Annotated in this window: 20 protein-coding genes; 13 read left to right on the forward strand and 7 right to left on the reverse strand. The window is 50.5% G+C overall.

What is annotated here, in order from left to right:
• Positions 1 to 28: 28 nt before the first annotated feature.
• On the reverse strand, positions 29 to 1,138 hold the full coding sequence (locus KJS57_RS01735) for a C40 family peptidase (RefSeq protein WP_213653537.1): 1,110 nt from the start codon (positions 1,136 to 1,138) through the stop codon (positions 29 to 31).
• A gap of 178 nt (positions 1,139 to 1,316) precedes the next feature.
• Between KJS57_RS01735 and ypfJ the strand changes: the two genes are divergently transcribed.
• On the forward strand, positions 1,317 to 2,150 hold the full coding sequence (gene ypfJ / locus KJS57_RS01740; protein ID WP_213653538.1) for a KPN_02809 family neutral zinc metallopeptidase: 834 nt from the start codon (positions 1,317 to 1,319) through the stop codon (positions 2,148 to 2,150).
• Between the two features lie 74 nt (positions 2,151 to 2,224).
• Positions 2,225 to 2,506, forward strand: a complete 282-nt coding sequence (locus KJS57_RS01745; RefSeq protein WP_211023164.1) for an alpha/beta-type small acid-soluble spore protein — start codon at positions 2,225 to 2,227, stop codon at positions 2,504 to 2,506.
• A gap of 129 nt (positions 2,507 to 2,635) precedes the next feature.
• Here KJS57_RS01745 and KJS57_RS01750 read toward each other — a convergent pair whose 3' ends face one another.
• Together KJS57_RS01750 and thrC are read right to left on the reverse strand one after the other, a co-directional pair.
• Positions 2,636 to 3,199 carry a DNA-3-methyladenine glycosylase I gene (locus tag KJS57_RS01750; protein WP_213653539.1) on the reverse strand — a complete coding sequence of 188 codons (564 nt, stop codon included), beginning with the start codon at positions 3,197 to 3,199 and terminating at the stop codon, positions 2,636 to 2,638.
• Between the two features lie 166 nt (positions 3,200 to 3,365).
• On the reverse strand, positions 3,366 to 4,757 hold the full coding sequence (thrC, locus tag KJS57_RS01755) for a threonine synthase (protein ID WP_213653540.1): 1,392 nt from the start codon (positions 4,755 to 4,757) through the stop codon (positions 3,366 to 3,368).
• A gap of 212 nt (positions 4,758 to 4,969) precedes the next feature.
• On the opposite strand from thrC, the gene KJS57_RS01760 reads away from it, so the two are divergent.
• Together KJS57_RS01760 and KJS57_RS01765 are read left to right on the forward strand one after the other, a co-directional pair.
• The gene (locus KJS57_RS01760; protein WP_213653541.1) at positions 4,970 to 6,484 is read left to right on the forward strand and encodes a sensor domain-containing diguanylate cyclase; all 1,515 of its coding nucleotides are present in this window, start codon (positions 4,970 to 4,972) and stop codon (positions 6,482 to 6,484) included.
• A gap of 12 nt (positions 6,485 to 6,496) precedes the next feature.
• Complete coding sequence (locus KJS57_RS01765) at positions 6,497 to 7,048, forward strand: hypothetical protein (RefSeq protein WP_213653542.1); 552 nt, start codon at positions 6,497 to 6,499, stop codon at positions 7,046 to 7,048.
• Here KJS57_RS01765 and KJS57_RS01770 read toward each other — a convergent pair.
• Entirely contained in the window at positions 7,035 to 7,931 is an 897-nt protein-coding gene (locus KJS57_RS01770) for a GNAT family N-acetyltransferase (RefSeq protein WP_213653543.1), read from the reverse strand. The genes KJS57_RS01765 and KJS57_RS01770 overlap by 14 nt on opposite strands.
• Positions 7,918 to 10,062, reverse strand: a complete 2,145-nt coding sequence (locus KJS57_RS01775; protein WP_213653544.1) for an S-layer homology domain-containing protein — start codon at positions 10,060 to 10,062, stop codon at positions 7,918 to 7,920. Before KJS57_RS01775 ends, KJS57_RS01770 begins: the two co-directional genes overlap by 14 nt.
• Before the next feature lie 233 nt (positions 10,063 to 10,295).
• Here KJS57_RS01775 and KJS57_RS01780 point away from each other — a divergent pair, with 233 nt between their 5' ends.
• A complete protein-coding gene (locus KJS57_RS01780) occupies positions 10,296 to 11,708 on the forward strand; it encodes a hypothetical protein (RefSeq protein WP_213653545.1) in 1,413 nt (470 codons plus the stop codon).
• 546 nt (positions 11,709 to 12,254) lie between these two features.
• On the opposite strand, the gene KJS57_RS01785 is transcribed toward KJS57_RS01780, so the two are convergent.
• A complete protein-coding gene (locus tag KJS57_RS01785; RefSeq protein ID WP_213653546.1) occupies positions 12,255 to 12,926 on the reverse strand; it encodes a hypothetical protein in 672 nt (223 codons plus the stop codon).
• A gap of 353 nt (positions 12,927 to 13,279) precedes the next feature.
• Here KJS57_RS01785 and KJS57_RS01790 point away from each other — a divergent pair, with 353 nt between their 5' ends.
• The 3 genes from KJS57_RS01790 to KJS57_RS01800 all read left to right on the forward strand — a co-directional run bounded on the left by KJS57_RS01790 (position 13,280) and on the right by KJS57_RS01800 (position 15,593).
• Positions 13,280 to 13,468: a hypothetical protein gene (locus tag KJS57_RS01790; RefSeq protein WP_213653547.1), complete on the forward strand. Its 189-nt coding sequence runs from the start codon at positions 13,280 to 13,282 to the stop codon at positions 13,466 to 13,468.
• A 72-nt stretch (positions 13,469 to 13,540) separates the two neighbouring features.
• Positions 13,541 to 14,797, forward strand: coding sequence for an acyltransferase family protein (locus KJS57_RS01795; RefSeq protein WP_213653548.1), 1,257 nt, complete (start codon positions 13,541 to 13,543; stop codon positions 14,795 to 14,797).
• Positions 14,798 to 14,852: 55 nt separating this feature from the next.
• Positions 14,853 to 15,593, forward strand: coding sequence for a Bax inhibitor-1/YccA family protein (locus KJS57_RS01800; protein WP_211023144.1), 741 nt, complete (start codon positions 14,853 to 14,855; stop codon positions 15,591 to 15,593).
• An 87-nt stretch (positions 15,594 to 15,680) separates the two neighbouring features.
• Here KJS57_RS01800 and KJS57_RS01805 read toward each other — a convergent pair whose 3' ends face one another.
• Positions 15,681 to 16,022, reverse strand: a complete 342-nt coding sequence (locus KJS57_RS01805) for a heme oxygenase (RefSeq protein WP_213653772.1) — start codon at positions 16,020 to 16,022, stop codon at positions 15,681 to 15,683.
• A gap of 245 nt (positions 16,023 to 16,267) precedes the next feature.
• Here KJS57_RS01805 and rlmN point away from each other — a divergent pair, with 245 nt between their 5' ends.
• The 5 genes from rlmN to KJS57_RS01830 all read left to right on the forward strand — a co-directional run bounded on the left by rlmN (position 16,268) and on the right by KJS57_RS01830 (position 22,593).
• A complete protein-coding gene (gene rlmN, locus KJS57_RS01810; protein WP_213653549.1) occupies positions 16,268 to 17,341 on the forward strand; it encodes a dual-specificity RNA methyltransferase RlmN in 1,074 nt (357 codons plus the stop codon).
• A 914-nt stretch (positions 17,342 to 18,255) separates the two neighbouring features.
• Entirely contained in the window at positions 18,256 to 19,290 is a 1,035-nt protein-coding gene (locus tag KJS57_RS01815) for a LacI family DNA-binding transcriptional regulator (protein ID WP_211023138.1), read from the forward strand.
• Between the two features lie 193 nt (positions 19,291 to 19,483).
• Entirely contained in the window at positions 19,484 to 20,740 is a 1,257-nt protein-coding gene (locus KJS57_RS01820) for a sugar ABC transporter substrate-binding protein (protein ID WP_213653550.1), read from the forward strand.
• A gap of 89 nt (positions 20,741 to 20,829) precedes the next feature.
• Positions 20,830 to 21,759: a carbohydrate ABC transporter permease gene (locus KJS57_RS01825; RefSeq protein WP_211023134.1), complete on the forward strand. Its 930-nt coding sequence runs from the start codon at positions 20,830 to 20,832 to the stop codon at positions 21,757 to 21,759.
• Positions 21,760 to 22,593, forward strand: a complete 834-nt coding sequence (locus tag KJS57_RS01830; RefSeq protein ID WP_211023132.1) for a carbohydrate ABC transporter permease — start codon at positions 21,760 to 21,762, stop codon at positions 22,591 to 22,593.
• Positions 22,594 to 22,631 lie beyond the last annotated feature (38 nt).

Consider the following 22,631-nt stretch of genomic DNA (forward strand, 5'->3'; position numbering starts at 1 on the left):
TCCTCACTGAACAGTTAGTCTTTCTAGGTTACTCTAACACTCTTCGAGCCGTAACAAACCGCTTCTTCCAAGAGTCGGAGAAATTCTCCAAACGAACGCCGTATTTGACGGAGTAGGTGTGCAGCAGTTGGCCGTCACCCGCATACATGGCTACGTGACCGATATCGAGTCCCCGCGAATCGAAAAACAGCAGATCCCCCTTTTGAAGATCATCCAGGCTGACTTCTTTTCCAACTTTGGCTTGGTCGTAAGAAACTCGTGGGAGTTCAATCGATAGGGTATCCCCGAAAACGCGCTTGACGAACGACGAGCAGTCGAAGGTTTGCGTCTGTGTCGGCGAGGCGCCAAACTCATATGGCGTGCCCAGATACTTCATGCCGTAGGCGATGAGCTCATCCGCCTGTTTCTCCCGCAATGCGGTACTGGAGTAGTCGGTATATTTGGGCTTGGCCGAGATGAAGCCGGTCCGGTTATCCTGCGTGCGTACTTCTAACCAGAGCGGGGAGACTTCGCGAACGACGTGGACCTTCTCTCCGGCGGGCAGCAAATTCTCCGCGGCTTCGCTCTCCGCATCCGGCGCACTGCGCAGGTTGACGCCCCATAGAATACTGGTTTCATAATTGATCGGGTCAGGGGAAGTGATCATAACGGTCTTTGTGTTGGCTTCCCATTTTACCGTGCTGCCGAGCGCTTCGCTGACAAAACGCAGGGGAACCAGCGAATAACCGTTCTCAATCCGTCCGGGAACGGTCAGGTCCAGGGCTTTCCCATTCAATTGTGCGGTTTGTTCGCCGATCCGATAGATAAGCTCCGTGTTATCTTTAGTAGCGGTGACCGTTTTACTGGCTTCTTCCCAAGTCAGTTTAGCGCCTTGGGCTTCAAACAGTCCGCGCATCGGGATGAGCACGGTGCCGTCTATGAGCAGCGGATTCGTCTCGGGCTGCAGCTGGCGTCCGTCCAAATAGACGGATACGGATACTGGACCGGGTACTGAACCGGTTGCAGGATCAACCGATGATTCGGTTATAGGAAGAGTTGTATTTGTAGAGTCCGAGGCCGACGATTCGGCATGAACTGGGGTCGAAGCGAGAAGAGACGCAGCAAGCAAAAGAAGGATCGTGGCTTTTTGTGTTGTCATATTTTTCATCACCTTGTCGTTATTTGTTACTTAATTGGACGAATTGGAACGGATATAGTTGTGGTGCTAAATGTTGGTAACGGTGATTTTTTTCGGTTTGACGGTTCCCTAGCCAAATGTGGGTATTAAATAAGACAATCTGATTTACCAGGATCGAAATGGGCTAGGGGGGATGACCATGCAGTGGAAAGGAAGACGTGGAAGCTCGAACGTAGAGGATCGCCGGGGCAAAGGCGGCGGCGCCATGATCGGCGGCGGCATCGGCGGTATCATCATTTTGCTGGTGGTGACGCTGCTCGGCGGGGGAAATGCCGGAGACTTGCTGAGTTCGCTGACCTCCGTCGGCTCGGAGACGAGCGCTCCCTACCAGGAGACGCAAGAGGAGAAGGAGCTCACCCAGTTTGTCTCCGTGGTGCTGGCGGATACGGAGGACGTGTGGACCGAGCTGTTTAGGGAAGAAGGGCTGGTCTATGAAAAGCCGACTCTTGTCTTATACACGGACAGCGTCCAATCCGCTTGCGGGACTGCCGGGAAAGCCGTAGGACCTTTTTATTGTCCAGGCGACAAGAAGCTCTATATTGATCTCAGCTTTTACGATGAGCTGCGGCAGAAGTTTCAGGCTCCGGGCGACTTCGCTATGGCATACGTCATCGCGCATGAGGTAGGCCATCATGTCCAGACGCTCCTTGGAACGACGGAAAAGCAGATGTCGGGCAGCAAGCGTTCTAACGAGCAGTCCGTCCGGCTGGAGCTGCAAGCCGATTATCTGGCGGGGGTATGGGCGAATCATGCCAGGGACGATCTGGGAGTGCTGGAGCAGGGAGACTTGGAGGAAGCACTGAACGCAGCGACGGCGGTCGGCGACGATACCCTGCAGAAGAAGGCTCAGGGCTATGTCGTGCCGGAGAGCTTCACGCACGGAACGTCCGAACAGCGGAAGCGCTGGTTCTATAAGGGCTTTGAGAACGGCACGATCGAAGGCGGAGATACGTTCAATGCCAAAACACTTTAAAGCAGGGTGTTAAAGAATCAAATTCGACCTTCTTGGGCATGTTAGGTTCAAACAGTCCAAAAGGAGTGGGCGAAATGTCTAGACGAAACCGAAAATACGCCGTCCCGGGAGCGGAGCGCGGGATGCAGGCGTTTAAAGCGGAAGTGATGCGTCGTGAAGGATATGATGTGGATCCGAACCGGCCGGACGATGTGAAATATGAAGTGGCCAAGGAGCTGGGCGTTCCGCTCCAGCAAGGCGGCAACGGCAACCTGACTACCGAATCGGCCGGTCAGATCGGCGGAAAAATCGGCGGATCGATGGTCCGTGAAATGATTCGGCTTGCCCAGCAGCAGCTGGCGGACAGGGAATCTTAGGAATACTGTAACCTGCACCTTCATACAGCGGTCTCATATATTTTCACACCTAAAAAGCCCATTCTGCTTCGGACATAAACCGTTGCGGGATGGGCTTTCCATAGCGTTCAAATGATGTCGATCCTCGGATCAAGCCCGGCAGTAACAATTCAGCGTGTGATCGTTTACCATGCCGGAAGCCTGCATGAATGCATAGAGAATGGTGGAGCCGACGAATTTCATGCCTTTTTTCTTCAAAGCTTTGCTCATCGAATCGGAGATTGGGGTGGAGGCGGGCACGTCGGAAATCGACTCCCAGTGATTGATGATCGGCGTACCGTCCACGAAGCTCCACAAATAGCCGCCAAAGCTGCCGTGCTCCCTGATAATATCGAAATATACCGAAGCATTGGTGATCACGCTTTGGACCTTTAACCGGTTGCGGATAATTCCCGGATTTTGCAGTAACTCCTCCACTTTGTCCGGTCCGTATTTAACGATGATATGGGGGTCAAAATGGTCGAATGCCTCGCGGAAACTTTCACGTTTCTTCAAGATCGTGTACCAGCTCAGCCCCGCCTGCATTCCCTCCAGTGTGAGCAGTTCGAACAGCTTTTGATCGTCGTAAAGCGGTTTGCCCCATTCCTCGTCATGGTAGGCAATATATAGCGGGTCCGCGTTGACCCAGGCGCAACGAATCGCATTCTCCTTCATGGAATTTATATACTCCCTTCGAACGTTTGTTTGTATAGGCTAATTCGTTCATCATACATGGAATCCGTAAAAAAGAAAATCCCATACCTTTCATTCCATGCAAAAAAGGCCGGTCCGGCATCATTGTTAGATGACGAGGACCAGCCTTTTAAAATCGTGTCATCGATTAAAAGAATTTCAGCAGTTCTTCCTTCACTGCGTCATTCGAGCCATCGACGAGCTTTTGATGCTGCGGTTTGTCGAAGATCGCCTGAATTTGCGGCGGGAAGGTCTGTTCGATCTGGATCAGCTCGATCGCTTCATTGAACTTGGCCGGGTGAGCCGTCGCCAAGGCCACGGTGACTTCGCCCTTCGCGGTGAAGCGGCCTGCTGCGGCCACGCCGCAAGCGGTATGCGGGTCGAGCAGATAACCGAAGTCGTCGTGCACCTGTCCGATCGTGGCGAGGCAGTCGTCGTTCTCCACGCTGGCCGCGGTGAAATCACGCTGCACCTGGGTGAGCCGGTCGCCGGATACGGTAATCCGACCCTCCTGGCGGAAGCTGTCCATTAGGGAGGCAACGGAGGCTGCGTCTTCCCCTTGCAGGTAATACAGGTAGCGCTCGAAGTTGCTGGCCACCTGAATATCCATCGACGGGCTGTAAGTCATATGGAATTCTCCAGGCTGGTAGATTCCCTCGTTTACGAACCGTTCCAGAATGTTATTCTCGTTAGTGGCGAGAATCAATTTGCTGACCGGGAGACCCATCTTTTTGGCAAGGAAGCCGGCGAAGATATCTCCGAAGTTGCCTGTTGGAACGCTGAAATTCACAGCACCTGTTGCCGCGCCTTGGTTCGCGAGCTGGAAGTAAGCGTAGAAATAGTATACGGTTTGCGCCAGAATACGCGCGAAATTGATCGAGTTGATCGCCCGCAGATGGTACTCCTGCTTGAACGCCACGTCCGCGAACAGTTCCTTGATGATACGCTGACAATCGTCAAAATTGCCTTCGACCGAAAGATTCAGCACATTGGCGTCATCCACCGTCGTCATTTGCAGCTCCTGCACCTTGCTGACCTTGCCGTTCGGATGCAGGATGCAAATTTTAATGCCCTCTTTGCCGCGGACTCCCTCGATGGCCGAAGCTCCGGTATCTCCAGAGGTGGCGCCGAGAATATGGATGATGGAATTTTGTTTCCGGGAGATATACGAGTACAGGTTACCCAAAAACTGCAGAGCGATATCCTTAAAGGCAAACGTCGGTCCGTGGAACAATTCGAGAACATGCAAATTGTCCTTAACTTTGCGAAGAGGCGTTACCTCTTGGTCGCGGAACGTAGCGTAGCTGTCATTTACAAGCTGCTTCAAATCTTCACGCGGAATTTCCCCGTCGATATAGAGCGAGAAAATTTCAAGAGCCAACTCCGGGTAGGAGAGCTGTTGCCACTGGGCCAGCGTGTCTTGCGATACTTGCGGGATATGCTTTGGAACGAGCAAACCGCCGTCGTCGGCCAGTCCCATCAGAACTGCTTCCACGAAGCCGATTCCCGCCACTTTCCCCCTGGTGCTGATATATTCCATAATGATCCCCTTTACATTCAACGATTTTCAATCATTGTAACAAAAAACGTACCGTTTCCCAACCGATTTTGCAGAAAAAACAGCAGCCGTCATGGCATAGACCGAAACTGGCCATTTTCAAACCGAAATATATAGTGAACGGCCAGGCGTTGATGGTACAATATACTCAGGTCTTTACAACTAAGTCACCTCAGAATCAGGAGAGATTGCCGATGATTGCACACTATAGTCTGGTCTTTTTTTGTACCGTACTGCTAGCCGCATCGACCAATATGTTCCGTTTCAAACTGAATGACACGCTGAATAAATGGATTCTTATTATGGCAACGCTGGTTCTGGTCGAGGTGGAAGGGTATTTGTTCGATTTCCAGCATACGAATTGGATGCTGCTTGTTTTCATAGGCATCTCGGTGCTGTGCTTCGGCATTCGCGGAGGCTTGATGAGCACGTTTGCCTCTTGGTTGATTCTGTTCGCTCAATGCAGCGTGCGGGAGCTTTCCATTTGGCCGACCTACATCTTATTTGCGACCGGTGTTTATTTGCTTATAAGGCACATCAACCATTTGCGGAAAGAAGGCGATGATTGGCTCGGCAAGCTTACGGACAACTCGAGACAATTGAATGTATTCAAAGAGGTCAGCTTGTCCATGCAGCAAACGTTCAATCTGGACAAGCTGCTTCAGACGATATTAACGTCGGTGACAGCCGGTCACGGGCTCGGTTTCAACCGGGCGTTGATCATGCTCATGAATGAGCAGGGCACGAAGCTGCACGGCATCATGGGAACCGGACCTATGTCGGCCGAGGAAGGTTACGCGATCTGGGACCGGATTACGAAGCATAAGTACAAGCTCGTGGAGCTGATCGAGATCAAGGAGAAGGAGAAGTCTTCGGATCTAAAGCTGAACGAACGCGTGAAAAAGATAGAGATTCCGCTAGACAAGCCTAACTTTTTAACGAGAGTTCTGGAGAAAGGCGCCCCGCTTCATATTCAGGGAATTTCATCTGAGGAAAGCGATTCGACGCTGCAAATGTTCGCAAGGGAATTTAATATGGGTGAGATGGCGGTGTTCCCTTTAGTAAGCCAAGGGAATAAGGTCGGGGTGCTTCTGATCGACAATCCGGTCAATAAGAAGCCGATTACGGCAACCGATATCGACAGCGTGCTTCCGCTTGCCAACCAAGCTGCGATTGCGATTCAGCAATCCCGGCTATACACGGCTTTGGAGGATATGGCGCTCAAAGACGGGTTGACCGGGCTGCACAACCAGCGTGCTTTTCAATCCCTGCTGACCCCGTTCTGGCCGGGTTCCGGGGAGTCGCCGCTGGCGATTATTCTTTTGGATATCGATTATTTCAAACATTTCAACGATACGAACGGACATCTGCTCGGAAATGAGGTATTAGTACGGCTGGCTGAAGTCATCCGCTCTTCCATCCGGAAGAATGATAAGGCATTCCGTTTTGGCGGAGAGGAATTTGTAGTTCTGCTTCCGGATACGGACAAGGAAGAAGCTGCCTTTGTGGCCGAACGAATCCGGACCCAGGTGGAAAATGAAGATTTTCCGGGCGGAAATAAGCAGCCGGCAGGACGATTGACGGTAAGCTTGGGGGTAGCCTCCTCGGCGGGCACATCATCACCATTAACCCCGCTCGAGCTGGTTGATATTGCGGACCAGGCGCTGTACCAGGCTAAGGCGGAGGGCAAAAACAGGGTCGTATCCTAGGAGGGCACAACCATGACAACCGGTTTCGCTACATTTTTCATTGTGCTGCTGTTCGTTCTGACGATAGTGGCCAGCGGCAGGTATTTTTACGGTCTGGAACTCAGAGCCACTGCCCGGAGGCTAACCCGGGCTCTGAATCTGGAAATTCCGAAACTGGACTATTCCTTTGAACAAATCGTATATTTCGCTTCCTTGCCCAGCAACATCCCGTCGATCCGGAATGCGAGCCGGGACAACTTGGTCATCAAGCTGGACTACAAATCGTTATTCTTCCCGCGGTTGTCCGGGCTTAAGATGTACATTAAGACGGATACGGAGCGGATCATCCTGGCGTACCTGCCAATCAAGGACTTCCGTCTGCCTGTGCTGGATCAAATTCTGGAGAAGGGGAAGATCAATGAATCTGACTACCAGAAAATAAGCATATGCAAATTGATCCACCCGGCTACATTAAGAGAGATCTCGGAAGAAGTATTTCAACAAATTCAAGTCGGCCGTAAAGGACGCAAGCCTGCTGCGGCAGACACAGCCGATTCAAAAGAAAGAACGGTCAAAGGGATTTGACCGTTCTCCAAAGAATTTCTTTATGAATCGCAGGGTGATCGATCTGCCGGTTCATGAACCGGACCATCTCCGCATTCTCCGCCTCTACGAAAAATATAGCTTCCGTAAGTTTCCCTTCCCGGATAATCCGGCGGCAGGCTTCGGCCCCCAGCGATATGGCGCGAGCAAGCCGCTGATGCTTATCCTTCACGAACATACTTTTTAAGAGTACGGTTCGCGCATCAAACTGCTCCACGATGATCCATCCAACAGGCACCTGATGATATCGTAAAATCAAGCTGTGCTCCCTGTCGATTTGGTCCTCTTCCGCAAACGGGTCCAGGATCGGGGGATACCAGATCCCTGTTCCGTGTGCAATGACGGACCGTTCCTCTTCCGTGAGCCCGGAGAGCGGGCCGAAGGTGAATTCCTTCGGCAGCCTAAGCCGCTCTATTCTCGGCAGGTCTTCGACGACCTGCCGCAGCGGACCGCTCCAGATATGAATGCCCGGCGTCGGCGCAGCGAATCCGCAGCTTTGCAAAAAAGCTGCGCTGACGGAGCCCGTCTCCGTCCCGCCGACAAACTCCGCGCGCATCAGAGCGGCCCCGTTCTGCCGCAGCAGCGACTCCAGCATGCCGAGCAGCTGGCGGCCAACGCCTTTGCGGCGATACGGCGGGTCGACCGCCAGCGCGCGCAGCTGCGCCGTTTTGGCGCCGCCGGTTGCCGGGTGGCCTGCCTGCAGGCTGGCTACCGCCAAGCCGACCGGCCGGCCATCCAGGCTTGCCCCAAGCGCCGCATAAGACGGAGGGAGCTCCTGCATCAATGGCAGGAGCTCCTTCGGCGTCAGCGCGCTAAAAGCGGCCGGGATAGCGCCGCGATAGGCGCGAACCTCAATCTTGCTCATGAGAGAGGGTACGGACGGGAATTGTAATTGGCTCTTCCATGATCAGTTGATTTTTTGCGAAATCCGTAAATCCTTCAATTCTAATTTCAAACCTTCCGGAAGGTAGGCTGGATATTTCCGTAATGAAACGATCATCCAGGCGGATTGTCAGTTGGCTTTGACCTGGCAAGGAGCTGCTGACATTGAAGTCATTGCCGAATTCCAGAGGAATTGAGATACTATTTTCTTCTTCGGATGAATCGTAATTGTAGGTAATATTAATGTCCTGAAACGAACCTAACAGCGGTTCGCTGGAGACCAGTGTGATATTGCCGTCGCTATACGTGCTTTCGGTAACGCTGATCGTCGGTGCAACTTCGTCCCATGTGATCGGCAGCTCCACTTGCTGTACGAGGTCGGGGGCCCCCAGATCGGTCAGCTTAAATAGGAGGGAAGCTTCCTCATTGTCATATTCGGCCGGCAGGGAAATGTCTACGCCCTCTGAGGTTTTATCGACTTGGATCTCGCTATCGCTCGATTCGATATCAATATACCCTACCCGTTGATCGTCCATAATTACTTTGAAATCGTGCTCTTCCGAGTCATTAGGCACAATATTCACATAAAGCTCCTGATCCTGATCGGCGCGCTGAATTTTAATGAGATTGTTAATGTTCCGTTTATTATATTGTTCGATAGGGGGCCCATTTTCGATGGAGATAGCACCTTCCATCAATTGGCGATTCATCACAAAGGAGGCGTTCTCAGCCAAGGATAACATAAGAGGTTTCACTTGTGCGTCCAGAAGGTTCGCGTGTGCATTTTCCAAGGAGTAAATAGCCATCACTATGGACTCAGGCAAGGCTTCCGAGCTGTCGCGGATGATTTTAGCGCTGTCGATAGCCTCTTGAAGAAGATCAATTTCATCCTGTGGATAATTACCAACAAGAACTCCCGGTTCAGCTGTCAACAGAAGCTGCTCGGCTTCCTCAATAAGCTTGGAAAGATAGGCTGCAGGGTCTTCTTGATATGTGATAGTTTTATTCGTGACAGCCGGTGACAATTTGCCCGAAGTGCTCCGAATCGCTTGTTCTGAAGGTTGAATATTGTACGATAAATTTACGGATTCTCCTAGTCTCAGGATGGAAGTTGTTTCGATCAGGACGGATTTGCCTTGAATATGAATGCTTTTAATATAAACCGTGGAGTCTTGTTCCTCGATTTCAGAGGCTTTTGTGAGTCTAAAATTTTCTGGAGTCGGCTTGTAACGTTCGTCCAATGTCTCGTTGTAGGTCATGACAATCGTCCGGCCGTTGCTAAAAGAAAGCGTCGGCTGCGCCAATTCCGTTTCCACAGGCGTACCCGGGTTGGTGCTTCCACCGCCGCTGTTGCTTCCGCCGCCACTGCTACTACCGCCGCCGCTGTTTCCAGTATTCGCTGGAGGTGTCGTTGGAGCAGGGGTTTGAGGCGGGGTTGTTCCCGAACCTGTTCCTGTTTCTTCTGAAGGAGGAGTGGTTTGATTTTTTAATTCTTCAGCCTTCTTGAGAAACTTGGCAGCTACTTGAGCTACAGCTTGTCTTTCCGCGTTGCCGGAGGGGTTGAAGGTACCGTTAGTATTGCCGGAAATTAGCCCCAGTTCGACGGCTGCGGCTACCGCATCTTTGGCGTAATCGGCGATCTTGCTGGCATCGGAGAATTTCAGCTCTGCGCCTTTTCCCGTAGCATCTACACCCAGTGCGCGCACAAAAAGCACGGCCATATCCTGGCGGGATAAGTTCGCTCCCGTACCGAATTTGCCGTCCCCTACGCCATTAATTAGGCCGGCCTTCACGGCTGCCTCGATGTAAGCGAACGCATAATGAGGTTCAGGAACGTCGGAGAAGGTTGCCGTCGGCGGTACGGATTGCGTATCCAGATTCAATGCTTTGGCCAAAATGATCGCGAAATCCTGCCGCTCGATTTTTCCCGTAGGATCGAATTTGCCGTCCCCTTTTCCATTGATAATACCCTTCTCAACCAGTTCCTGGATCGCGTTCTTTGCGTAGGAGCCGTCGATATCGGACAGCGTCGTCGCCGCCGAAACGGGAAGCGCGAGGGCACTAAGCAGTGCCGCGGTCGTCATGACCTTGATTACGAGCTTTTGATTCTTCATTCTGGTGTGATCCCCCTTAGGATTCTATGAATATGATTCTATTAAAATCTGTCTCTCAAGTTGTAGTTTCCAGCTTTTATCATAATGGATTGCTTAAATGTTGTAATTATTTTTTTTCAAAATTTAAAAATTCAATATTAAAGCGATATCTTCCTCGCCATCCGAACCCATGCCCAGGCCTCCGCATAGCATATACAACCACTTTGGAAGTAAAGGAAGGGCGTGGTTTAGTAATGGGAATTCAGCTTACGGCAATCCATTACGTGTACTTGGCATTCATCGTGTTTATTCTGGCATTGTTGATCAAACGGCGGGATACGACGATGATCTGCGTGGCGGGTATTTTTCTGCTCGGTTTGCTTGCGACGGAGACGCTGAGCGGTTCGGTTTCGGGGGTTTTCAACTCTTTTATTTATGCGACAAAAGAATTGATGGGGACGATCATGATCATCTCGATCATCGTGGCGATGAGCCGGGTTCTGATCATCACGGGAATTAATGAAACGATGGTCGCGCCGCTGACTCGTTTTATCCGTACGCCGACCGTCGCTTTTTGGGGGATCGGCCTGATTATGATGGTGACCTCGTTCTTCTTCTGGCCGTCACCTGCAGTTGCTTTAATCGGCGCCGTGCTTTTACCGGTTGCGCTTCGTGTCGGACTTCCCGCTCTGGGAGCCGCCGTGGCGATGAATTTGTTCGGTCATGGCATCGCGCTGTCCGGGGACTATATTATACAAGGAGCTCCAAAGTTGACGGCCGATGCGGCCGGTCTGCCGGTTAGCGAGGTCATGGCAGCCAGTGTGCCGTTGGTGATAGTGATGGGTCTAGTGACTACGGTGACGGCATTCTGGATGATGCGAAGGGATATGAAGCGGGGGACATGGAGGGATGGGCTCGTCACGGAGAATTCGTCCTCCGCGTTGCTTTCCCTCAATATCCGGATCGAGGAGCGCGCGGTGATATCGCCGGGCACAAGAAAAACATTGGCGGTTCTCATTCCTCTCCTGTTTCTTGCTGACGTGGTAGCGATGTTTTGGCTGAACCTGCAGGGCGGGGACGCGACGGCACTCGTTGGAGGAACCGCCGTGCTGATATTGATTGCCGTCACTTTGCTGGCTCACCGGAATCGGGGACTTGAACAAGTGACGTCATATATGATCGACGGATTCGTTTTCGGATTTAAAGTGTTCGGCCCTGTCATTCCCATCGCCGCGTTCTTTTATTTGGGCGACGCGGCGTTTACGGATCTGTTCGGCAAAGTGCTTCCGGAAGCCTCGCACGGGATCGTCAACGACCTCGGGGTTGCACTCGCGAACAGCGTTCCGCTGAACGGCGCGGTGGGAGCCGTAACGTTGACCGTGACCGGCGCGATCACCGGCCTCGACGGCTCCGGCTTCTCCGGCATCTCCCTCGCCGGGTCGATCGCCCAGCTGTTCGCGGTCGCTACTCAATCCGGTGCCGCCACGCTGACGGCGCTCGGGCAGATCGCCGCCATCTGGGTCGGCGGCGGCACGCTGATCCCGTGGGCGCTCATCCCGGCCGCGGCCATCTGCGGCGTCAGCCCGTTCGAGCTGGCCCGGCGCAATCTGAAGCCGGTGCTGATCGGCCTCGGCGTCACAACAGTCGTCGCGATGTTTTTGCTGTAACGACTGGCGAGTGACAGCGGGCTTTCGCTTTCCTAGGCTAGCCCGGTCCAGCCCAGTCCTGTCCCTAATTAACTGGATTTTCTACAGCTAATTTCAAATAAAAGAGACCTGACGCTGAAATAACTGTAAAACCTACAGTTATTTCAGGTCAAACTCAGCTAATCCTTGTATATGGAGTAATTAACTGCAGATTTTGCATTTAATTACTCCGAAACGCCTTAAACGAGAAAAATAGCTGTAGGTTTTACATCTAATTTCTTCGAATAGTCCCAAAGTTGCTGGGAATCGCCTAAAAGGAGCGACTAACCTTTATCAACTCACCTTAACTCACACTCAACCAGCACACTCAACCAGCACACTCAACCAGCACACTCAACCAGCACACTCAACCAGCACACTCACCCAACTCTACTCTAACCAACTTCCCCCTTTATCCCCAAAATTGCCTTTCCTCGCCGTATTTCGCTAGCTCCGTCCCAACACTTTCTTAGCACTTTTCCAGTGCCTTCCCCGCACTTTCCCAGCTTCTGCCCAACTTGTCTCCAGTCAATTAAAGTAATCCAGGACATTGTGAGCCAGCTTGTATCGGACGAGCCTTTGGCCGGTTCCGCGGAGAGAGGGGAGCAGCCAGCCTTTGTCGCATAACCTCTGCAGCATCTGGACGGCTGTTCTGTGATTGACTCCAAAGTGGAGTTCTACATCTTTTGGGCGAATTTGTCCGGTCATTTGGACAGCGAGTCGAATGAGCTCCTTCTCGGCGAAAATAGCCCGGTCAGACGGGGCAAATTCTGCCTGATATCGACTCAAGGCCATTCGCAATAAGGTTATGCATAGCTCGGGACGCTGCTCCACATCATCATAAGCAAAGGAGATCACGTGGCCGCCCATCGCATACAGGAAGGTTTCGCGGTTCAGTTCGTTGCTGAACTTTTGTCTGTCCATGTCCCGGGAATGGGAGGCATACCCTTTGATTTCGATCATGAGTTTCACATACCCCGGTATCCAGGCGAAATCCGTAAAATAGGGCCTGCCCCGCCAATCAGAAACTTCATACTCCGGGTGGAGATGTTCTAAGTTGCCTCGCAATGGCCACCAAACATTTCGAAGAAATAGCTTTTCTGCGTGAAGATGACCTCGCTCCAGCCGTCCCCGGCGTTCTCCCTTTCTATTCGCCAAATGCTCATGAATCCAGATTTCGTGCGCTTCCTCAAACCTCATTGTTAAACATCCTCTCGCTAAAAAATAAAAACGCCCCGCCTCACTCTTCCGAGTGAAACGGGACGTTCTTCGTCTCTTCTATATCCAGTATATGCTAAATTCCCTTCGGTAACTATATTTGATCTGGTGTTTAAAAATAAATAATAAAAATAGCTGTAAAATCTACAGTTAATTTTGCACAAATCTATTACGAGAAGAAAATTACTGTAAAACCTGCAGTTATTTCTGCCTAAACAAGCCCTTTTATAACATTACAGCCCAATTAACTGTAGGTTTTGCATCTAATTGCTCCGAAACGCCCCAAACGAGCAAAATAGCTGTAGTTTTTCCCGTTAATTGGGGTGGAGGGGGACATGGAAATTGGACAGGGATTGGGCAGGGATTGGATAGGGACAGGAAAATTGGACAGGGATTGGATAGGGACAAGAAATGGGCAGGCTACAGGGCGCAGGGGGCGGGAAATGAACACGGGCCTGGGCACAAGAAAAAATTACACTTCCAATAAGAAGAACTTCCTCTCTTCTGGAATAAAGGAGATGTGATAGGATAGGAAGAAATAGGAAAATTAGAACAACGGAACGTTAGTAAAAAAGTACATAAAAGGAGGATCTACGTTGAAACAAACGTTAAAAGAACAGCCGAACCATTTAGCCGGTGCCGATGGGCTCCGAGCCTTGGCGTGTCTGGGCGTTATTTTTCATCATCTTGCGCAAACCATGGCAGTATCGCAGCAAAAGCCCCCGGTTCAGGAGTGGCAATCCTTTCTGATCTTGGGCAACGTAGGCGTAAGTATCTTTTTCGTGCTTAGCGGTTTTTTGTTGGCTTATCCTTTTTGGAAACGCTACCTTCATGAAGGGGAATATCCCAGCATCAAACAGTACGTCGTCCGCAGAGCGGCAAGAATCATACCCGGTTACTACTTCGCCTTTATCCTCTGCATGATTCTGGTGCTGACCCTCAACATAGACTCACCGCATTTTTGGCTCCGCTCCTTAACCGGTTTGACCTTCACCTCGGGATTTCACTACACCACCTTTTTCCCTTCGGAAATCAACGGACCGTTCTGGTCGATCAGCTTTGAAGTGTTCAGTTATATTCTTATGCCTCTTTTTATGTATGGTCTGTTTAAGCTGTTTAGCAAAAAGAGATCTTTTCCGGCAGCAATGCTTTACTGGGTCGGCGTGCTGCTATTGATTGTGGTGGTCAACCAGTTGATTCACCGGTTTCTCACGCCGGGTGAGGAATTGCGCGGCTGGCAGTATGGACTCATCGGCGGCGCTAAATTCTGGATGCCTAATTACAATCCGATCGGATTATTCGGCCACTTTTCAATTGGAATCATCGCGTCTGGTCTGGTTTGCCGTTTTCAGAAAGCCGAGGTAACGGCAACGCTTCGAGTCGCCGGACTCTTTGATGCGCTTAGCGCAATCAGTTTGATCGCCGCCGCACTCTTTCTCTGGTTGGCCCGCCATAAACCGGAATTCAGTTTGAGCATCCAGCAGCAACCGTTCTTCTTTCCCTTTTTCACGATCCTCATCGGCTGCTTCCTCATGACGGTCCCGTTCTCCCGCTGGGTCGGCAAAGGCATGGACAATCCCTTTTTCCGGTATACGGCCAAGGTGTCATTCGGATTGTATATTTGGCATAACCTATTAATGACGCTAGCGGTCAAGTATTGGATCAAGGATTTCCACTTTGGAGGCATCGTGGATCTGGACCGGTGGATTTGGCTTTCGCTTGGCGTTCTTGCGGTTTCTTACGCAATTGCTTCATTATCGTATTTTCTTTTAGAGAAGCCGATTTTGGATCGTTCCCATCGGTATAAGGGTTCACAGAGGGCGCCAAAGAACGGAGCAAAAAAAGCTGCTTAATACTTAGAGAAAATATGATATTATGAAAGAAATTCATAAATGAGGTGAGTATTTCTTGATCGGACGCAGTGGTAATCCTACTTTGAAAGAAAGCACTTTTGAAAGGCACGAGCAATTCTCCGGCATGAATGCGATGACGATTGAAGGGACAGTCAACAAAGCTTTCATTACGTTGGTTATCCTTTTGGGCAGTGCGTTCAGTACATGGATGCTTTATTTTGACGGCTACAATGTGATCCCTATGGCAATCGGGGGGGCGATCATCGGCTTTATTTTGGCCCTGATTACCAGCTTTGTCCCTAAGGCTTCGCCCTATTTGGTTCCGATTTACGCCATCGCGGAAGGGATGTTCCTGGGCGCGATCTCCGCACAATACGAATCGCTTCTTAACGGAATTACGCTGCAAGCCGCATTGCTGACGATGGGCGTATTCCTGGCTTTGCTTATCGCGTACAAGACGAAATTGATTAAAGCTACCGAAAACTTCAAGCTGGGCGTCATCGCCGCTACTGGCGGGATCGCACTTGTTTACTTGTTGAGCTTTATTCTGGGAATGTTCGGCATCACCATGCCGTATCTGCATGACAGCTCGTTAATCGGCATCGGGATCTCGGTAGTGATCGTTATCGTGGCCGCATTGAATCTCGTGCTCGATTTCGACTTTATCGAAAGAGGAGCAGAGCAAGGGGCTCCTAAATACATGGAGTGGTACGGAGCATTTGGTTTGATGGTCACACTCGTGTGGCTGTACCTCGAAATGGTACGTCTGCTCGCCAAAATTGCGAGCCGCGATTAATCGGGCATATCGCTCGCTGAAATTCCATAAGAAAAGGCTGACGGGAGTTTTGCTCCTGCCAGCCTTTTTTTTTGCATCAGATCCGTTTTAACCGATCTCTTTGATCCCGGCTACCTCATAAGTAATGAGTTCGCTCCCGAGAATCGGAGATTCCTTCTTGGCCTCGCCGTCCGATGGGCCCGAACCTGCGCCGGGACGCTGGTGCGCGGCTTTAAAAGCATCGCTGTCTTTCCAAGCGTGAAAATCCTCAATCGATTCCCAATAAGTGTTGACGTTCAGCTCATCATAATCCGTCAGGTTCTGGGTGAGCAATACCTCCACCTTAAGGATGCCTTTTGACGAGTCTAGCGGGCCCGCTGCGGTAAAGCGGGGAGCCATCGCTGCGGCCATGCCTTTTTTAACCTTAATCCGGTTAGTTACTACGATCATCATGAACAGCTCCTTTCTTTGGACGTTAATGTGTCGTAACCTCGGGTGTACAGCCTGTACCCTGATTCATGACTAGTATAGAGCTTTTGAAGGTGGAATAAAAGTTTGCCCAAACCTCAGTCGCCAAGCAATAATCTGGTATCCTGAACTTGCTTGTGTTCATATTAAAAATTTGGGACAATAGAACAGATTGCACTCAATAGCAGGAGATCATTCATAGTTTTTCAAAAGAAAGAGGCAGGCACATGAATAAACCATCCATTTATGGATTAACTTTAGATCAGCTCGGGGCTTGGCTGGAGGAACACGGCCACAAAAAATCCCGGGCCTTGCAGGTATGGGACGGCTTGTACCGTCAACGGACGTCCGATTTTGGGATGATGAATGCGGTGAAGCCGGAGGTAGCGGCTTTGCTGGAGGAGCACTTTTCCATTCAAACGCTGGCTGTGCATACAAAACAGGAGTCTACCGACGGAACCGTCAAATTCCTGTTCAAGCTGGAAGATGGCAATCTGATTGAGACGGTGCTGATGAGACATAAATTCGGGTTGTCCGTATGCGTGACGACGCAAGTAGGCTGCAATATCGGCTGCAGCTTTTGCGCCAGCGGCTTACTGAAGAAGAGCAGGGATTTAACGTCGGCGGAAATTACGGAACAGATCATGAAGGTCCAGCATTTCTTGGATGCTGCCGGTAAAGGAGAACTGGTCAGCCATATCGTGGTTATGGGGATCGGCGAACCGTTCGACAATTTCACGCATCTCGTGAACTTCTTGCGCACGGTGATGGATGCCAAGGGTCTGGCAATCGGACCTAGACATATTACCGTATCGACCAGCGGACTTGCGGACAAAATCCGGGAATTCGCGGATCTCAACCTCCGCGTGAATCTGGCCGTATCGCTGCATGCGCCGAACAATGAACTGCGCACGCGGATTATGAAGATTAACCGAGCTATTCCAATCGAGGAATTGTTGCCGGCGATCGATTACTTTATGGAGAAGACGAACCAGCGGGTCACGTTGGAGTATATTTTGCTGCGGGAGGTCAACGACCAGCGCGAGCATGCGATGGAATTGGCGGAGCTGATCGGAGACCGGAGACCTTCAATCAACGTCAACCTGATTCCGTACAATCCCGTCGACGAGCACAGCCAATACCAGCGCAGCGACCAGGATGCGATTCTGGGCTTTTACGACGAGCTCAAGAAGCAGAACGTCAGCGTCAGCGTCCGGTTGGAGCACGGAACGGACATCGACGCCGCATGCGGTCAGCTTAGAAGCAAGCAAATTAAACGGATGGAGAAAACGCCGTCATAAGCATATCATCATAATGCCGATGTAATCGCGCTGGCATGATCGCCGCGTTGGCATAATCGTGCTAGCACAATCATGTGGCGGTGGACTGCTTTGGAAATTCACTTTCCGGGGCAGTTTTTTTGTAGGTAGGGTTGGGTAGGGCCCATCGGGTCCAGTGGGGGTCCAGTGGCGGTCCAGTGGTGGTCCCCAATTAACTGCAAAATCTACAGCTAATATTTGAATTTGCAGGGTTGCGCGATAATTAACTGTAAAACCTACATCTAATTCAATGGATTCCGAAGGTATCGGGCTATTTGCGTGCAATTAACTGTAGTTTTTCCAGCTAAATGCTGCAAATGAGCCGAATGGGCTTAAATAACTGTAGGTTATACAGTTAATTAACATTGAGCAGTTTAAGTAACTTTAACCCCAGTAGAAGAACCTCACAGCACCATGTAGATGGAGCGAGCAAATAGTAACAGTACCGCAGGAGTCATAGTAACAAGAACCCCACCAGAAGTAACCTCACAGCACCATGTAGATGGAGCGAGCAAATAGTAACGGTGTCGCAGTAGTTAGAGTAACAAGGATCCCATCAGAAGTACCTTCACAGCACCCTGTAGATGGAACGAGCAGATAGTAACAGTACCGCAGTAGTTAGAGTAACAAACAGGTTATTGCAGGGAAACGTGACTGGCAGGGGCTGTAGACAGAGGGTAAAATCAGGCTCAACTATTATTTTTATTATTAAAATGATGTCCGTACATCAAAAATATCTAAAATTCAATCATGAAAGCGTTGACACTTCCTTCTCAGGTTGTTATTATGAAACCATCAAAGAGGTGTTCAAAGAGTCGGGTTATCACTTCGTGCACGGAGAGCGGCCCCTGGACAAGCTCTTTAGCCAAGAAAAATAGAATGGCAGAGGATAGAGTATGGAACAAGAGAGACGTTTAACGATCAAGGAATTGGCCAAGCAAATCGGGGTTTCCGTTGCTACGCTGGACCGGGTGTTGAATAACCGGGGTAACGTAAAGCGCCAAACCTACGATAAGGTCATGGATAAGATCAAAGAATTGAATTATATGCCCAACAAATCTGCGAGCTTCTTGTCGCGGATGAATGATTATTCCATGGCGATTGTGTTCCCTGAACTTCCGGAATATTTCTGGAAGCAGGTGGAGAAGGGCGTTCAGATTGCAATCGATGAATTCCGCGATTACGGTCTTAACGTCACCATCATCCGCTCCGAGAAATACGATCTGGACCCGCAGAAGAAAATTGTGCAGCAATTGATCGATTCCGGAAAATACGACGCGATTGCACTGTCGCCGAACGATCCGCAGGAAATGGCCGATCTGATCGACCGCGGTGTGGATCAAGGGATTGCCATCTGCACGTTCAACAGTGACTCACCGCTCAGCAAGAGGTTGTTCTATGTAGGCTGCGACTACCGGATTGCCGGCCGCCTCGCGGCGGATGCGTTGTGCAAGTTTCTCGGAGGCAAGACGCGGGTAGGCTTGGTAATGTCCTACACGAATTTTCAGATGCAGCAGAAGGTGACGGGATTCCGTGAAGTCGTTGCGGAATACGACCATATTGAAATGGTCGGGCCGCTCAAGTTAAGCCAGGAGGATTATGAATCTCCCGAGGCTTTCGCCGATTACTTCCGGCAAGCGGACGGTATTTACGTATCCAGTGCCCGGCTCGACGTCGTCGCCAAACATCTGGAAGAGTATCCCGCAGAGAACCGACCGGTTCTGATCGGTCACGACATGACGGACGAAACCTATCAATATATGAAAAAAGGGATCGTCACCGCAACGATCTGCCAGGACCCGGTGAATCAGGGATATCTGACGGTCAAATCGATGTTCGACCATCTTGTGACCGGCGACAAAGTCGGCATGAAAGAAAACATCACCAAGCTGGAGCTGGTGACCAGAGAAAACGCGCGTTATTACATCTGAACAGTAAATGAGTAATAACGCTGTTTTTTACCTCAAAATGATGTACGTACATCATTTTATGATTGGTAATATGATTTGAATATGAGTGATGTTATGGCAGAAGTTAGATGTCGGCATAACTGCCTACCGTTTTCTAAGACATCAGGACAAACGGCAGTGCATGCAAATAAACAACACAGTAGGGGGAAAGGTCATGTTCAAAAATGTAAGGGCTCTCATGGTGGCAATGGTAGCATTGGTTGTCTTGTTATCGGCATGCGCTCCAAAAACGGAGTCGGGTTCCGGCAATTCGGGAAGCTCCGGCAAAGACGGAGACAAGGTTGTCATTCAATGGTGGGATTCGATGACCAGCGAAGCCACTCAAGGCGCGTTGAAAGAGATCATCGCCGATTACGAAGCTGCTAACCCGAACGTAAAAATCGAACGGACTTATATTTCTTTTGCGGATATTAAAAACAAATTACTGCTCGGATCGGTCGGCAATCAAATGCCGGACATCGTTTGGCTGGACAATCCCGATCACCAAGCATTTGCCGCTGCAGGCATCCTGGCGGACTTGACTGAACCGATCAAGGAATGGGGACAAGCGGATAAATATTACGAAGGCCCTTGGTCCTCGACCGTGTATGATGGCAAGAACTATGGGGTGCCGATCGGAAGCAACAACCTGGCCCTCTATTACAACAAAGATATGTTTGAAGCCAAAGGCTTGACGCCTCCAACGAACTGGGAAGAACTGAAAGAAGCCGCCAAACAACTGACTACGAAGGATGTGTACGGTTTTGCGATGACCGCGGTGAAAACCGAAGAAGGTACCTTCCAGTTCCTTCCGCTGATGTACCAATCCGGTTCGGATATCACGAACTTCAACAGCGAGGGTACGATCGAGGCGGCTACGCTGCTCCAGGATATGGTGAAGAATGGCTATATGTCCAAGGAAGTCATTAACCAGAAGCAATCAGATACCGTAGTGCAATTCTCGACAGGCAAAGTGGCAATGATGATCAACGGTACTTGGCAGATTCCACTCCTGAAAAAAGAAGGCAAAGTAAACTGGGGCGTTGTCCAATTGCCGGAGAACAAGCAAGGCGGTACCATTCTCGGCGGGGAAAACTGGGCGATTACAAACGCATCCAAAAATAAGGATATCGCCTTCGATATTATCAAATTCGCCAACGAGCCAGAACGTTTGAAGGCGTTTGATCAGGCTGCCGGACGCCTCCCAAGCCGTTCCGACCTGCTGCAGGATCCGTTCTGGCAGGATGACAAGGATCTGAAAGTGTTTGCCGATGCGATGGAAGTCGCTAAAGCGAGAGCGTACGGACCGGAATATCCGAAAATGTCCGAAGCTATCCAAATCATGATTCAAGAAGTCATTTCCGGAAGCAAGACACCGGAGCAAGCAGTGAAAGAAGCGGGCGACAAAATTGAGCCGCTCCTGAAAAAATAACAGCATTGTAATAGTTAGGCGGGATGCGCAGGGTCGAGAAAGAAAACCTCTGCGTGTCCCTCATACCAACAGAAATAGGGGGAGAGGTTATGTCCCACAAGTCAGGAGCAAGCGGGAGTTATACGCTGTCCCGTAAAGCGAAATGGTTTTCATCGTGGAACAGTTATTTGTTTGTATTGCCTGCGTTAGTATTTATGGTGATTTTCATCGGCTTTCCGCTGATCTACAACCTGATCATGAGTTTTCAGAACGTCAACGTTTACAACTTGAGCGGGAAACATGATTTTATCGGTTTCGCCAATTACATGAAATCCTTAAAAGATCCCGTATTCTATACGGCTTTGCAAAATTCCGTCGTATTTACAGTGTTGAGCTTGTTCTTTCAATTTACAATCGGCTTTGCGCTCGCGTTGTTCTTTAATTTGAAATTTCCGGGACGCAATCTGTTCCGTTCCTTAATGCTGCTGGCCTGGATGCTGCCGGTGGTCATCAGCGGTACCGTGTTTCAGTGGATGATGTCCGGGGATTTCGGGGTCATCAACTATTTTCTCCAAACGTTAGGAATCATTGACCATCCGATCAACTGGCTGAGCGAAGGAAGCACCGCATTGCTCGGTACGGTGGTAGCGAACATCTGGATCGGGATTCCGTTCAATATGATCATTCTGTTGTCCGGTCTGCAAGGCTTGCCCGACCACTTGTATGAAGCGGCCAAGCTGGACGGGGCCAACCGGCTCGTACAATTCCGGCACATTACCCTCCCGCTGATGCGCCCGACAATTCTCGTGCTGCTGATTCTGGGTATCATCAATACCTTCAAAGTGTTCGACCTGATTTTCATCATGACCTCGGGCGGGCCGGTAACGTCTTCGACTGTACTGCCGATTTACGCGTATCAAATGTCCTTCACGACGCTTGAATTCAGTCAGGGCGCTTCGGTGTCGATGATCATGTTCTTGATTCTGATCGTCATTTCCATCGTGTACCTGAGAATGTCCAGCAAAGAGGAGGTCCACTAAATGACAAAGACAAAATGGCGTTCCGCCGGTGGAACCTTGATCGGCATTCTGATTATGATCGTCTTTCTTTTCCCGGTATATTGGATGGTTAAAACCTCGGTCACGCCGGTTACGGAGCTTTATCACAATCCACCTCATATTTTGCCGGTCGCGGCTACGTTCGAATCGTATATCAACAACTTTGTCCGAAACCAGGACATGATCGGCTATATCGGAAACAGCTTCATTATCGCCGCGGGAACCATGATTCTGTCGCTGCTCCTGTCGGTTCCGGCAGCCTACGCTTTGGCACGGCTCTCCATTAAGGGGAAAGCGCTGATCATGATTTCGGTGCTGTCGATTCAAATGCTGCCGGGAATTATGATGGCGATGCCGCTCTATATCATGTTTTCCAAGGTCCAGCTGATCGACAATTTCGCTGGACTGATCTTTGCGGATTTAATTCACTCGCTGCCGTTTGCAATTATTACGCTCCGTCCGTTTTTCCTGGCTTTGCCGGGCGGGCTGGAGGAAGCGGCGAAGATCGACGGCTGCAACAAGTTCACCTCGTTTACTAAAATCATCCTGCCGCTGGTAAAACCCGGCTTGATGACGGTCGGCGCCTTCTGCTTCCTGTTCGGGTGGGGAGACTTTATTTTCGCCCTGACGCTGACCTCCAGCAACGAAGTTCGTCCGTTGACGCTCGGACTGTACCGCTTTATCGGGCAGTACGGCACTGAATGGAACAACCTGATGGCCGTGGCTACGCTGGCGGCTTTGCCGATCATCATCATCTTTGTGTCTATGCAGAAATATGTGGTCGGCGGCGTTACGGCCGGGGCCATGAAGGATTAAAGGCGGAATTGCACCGCCTGCCTATGAAAGGGGAGAGG

Source organism: Paenibacillus vini (assembly GCF_018403325.1).
Classification (GTDB): domain Bacteria; phylum Bacillota; class Bacilli; order Paenibacillales; family Paenibacillaceae; genus Fontibacillus; species Fontibacillus vini.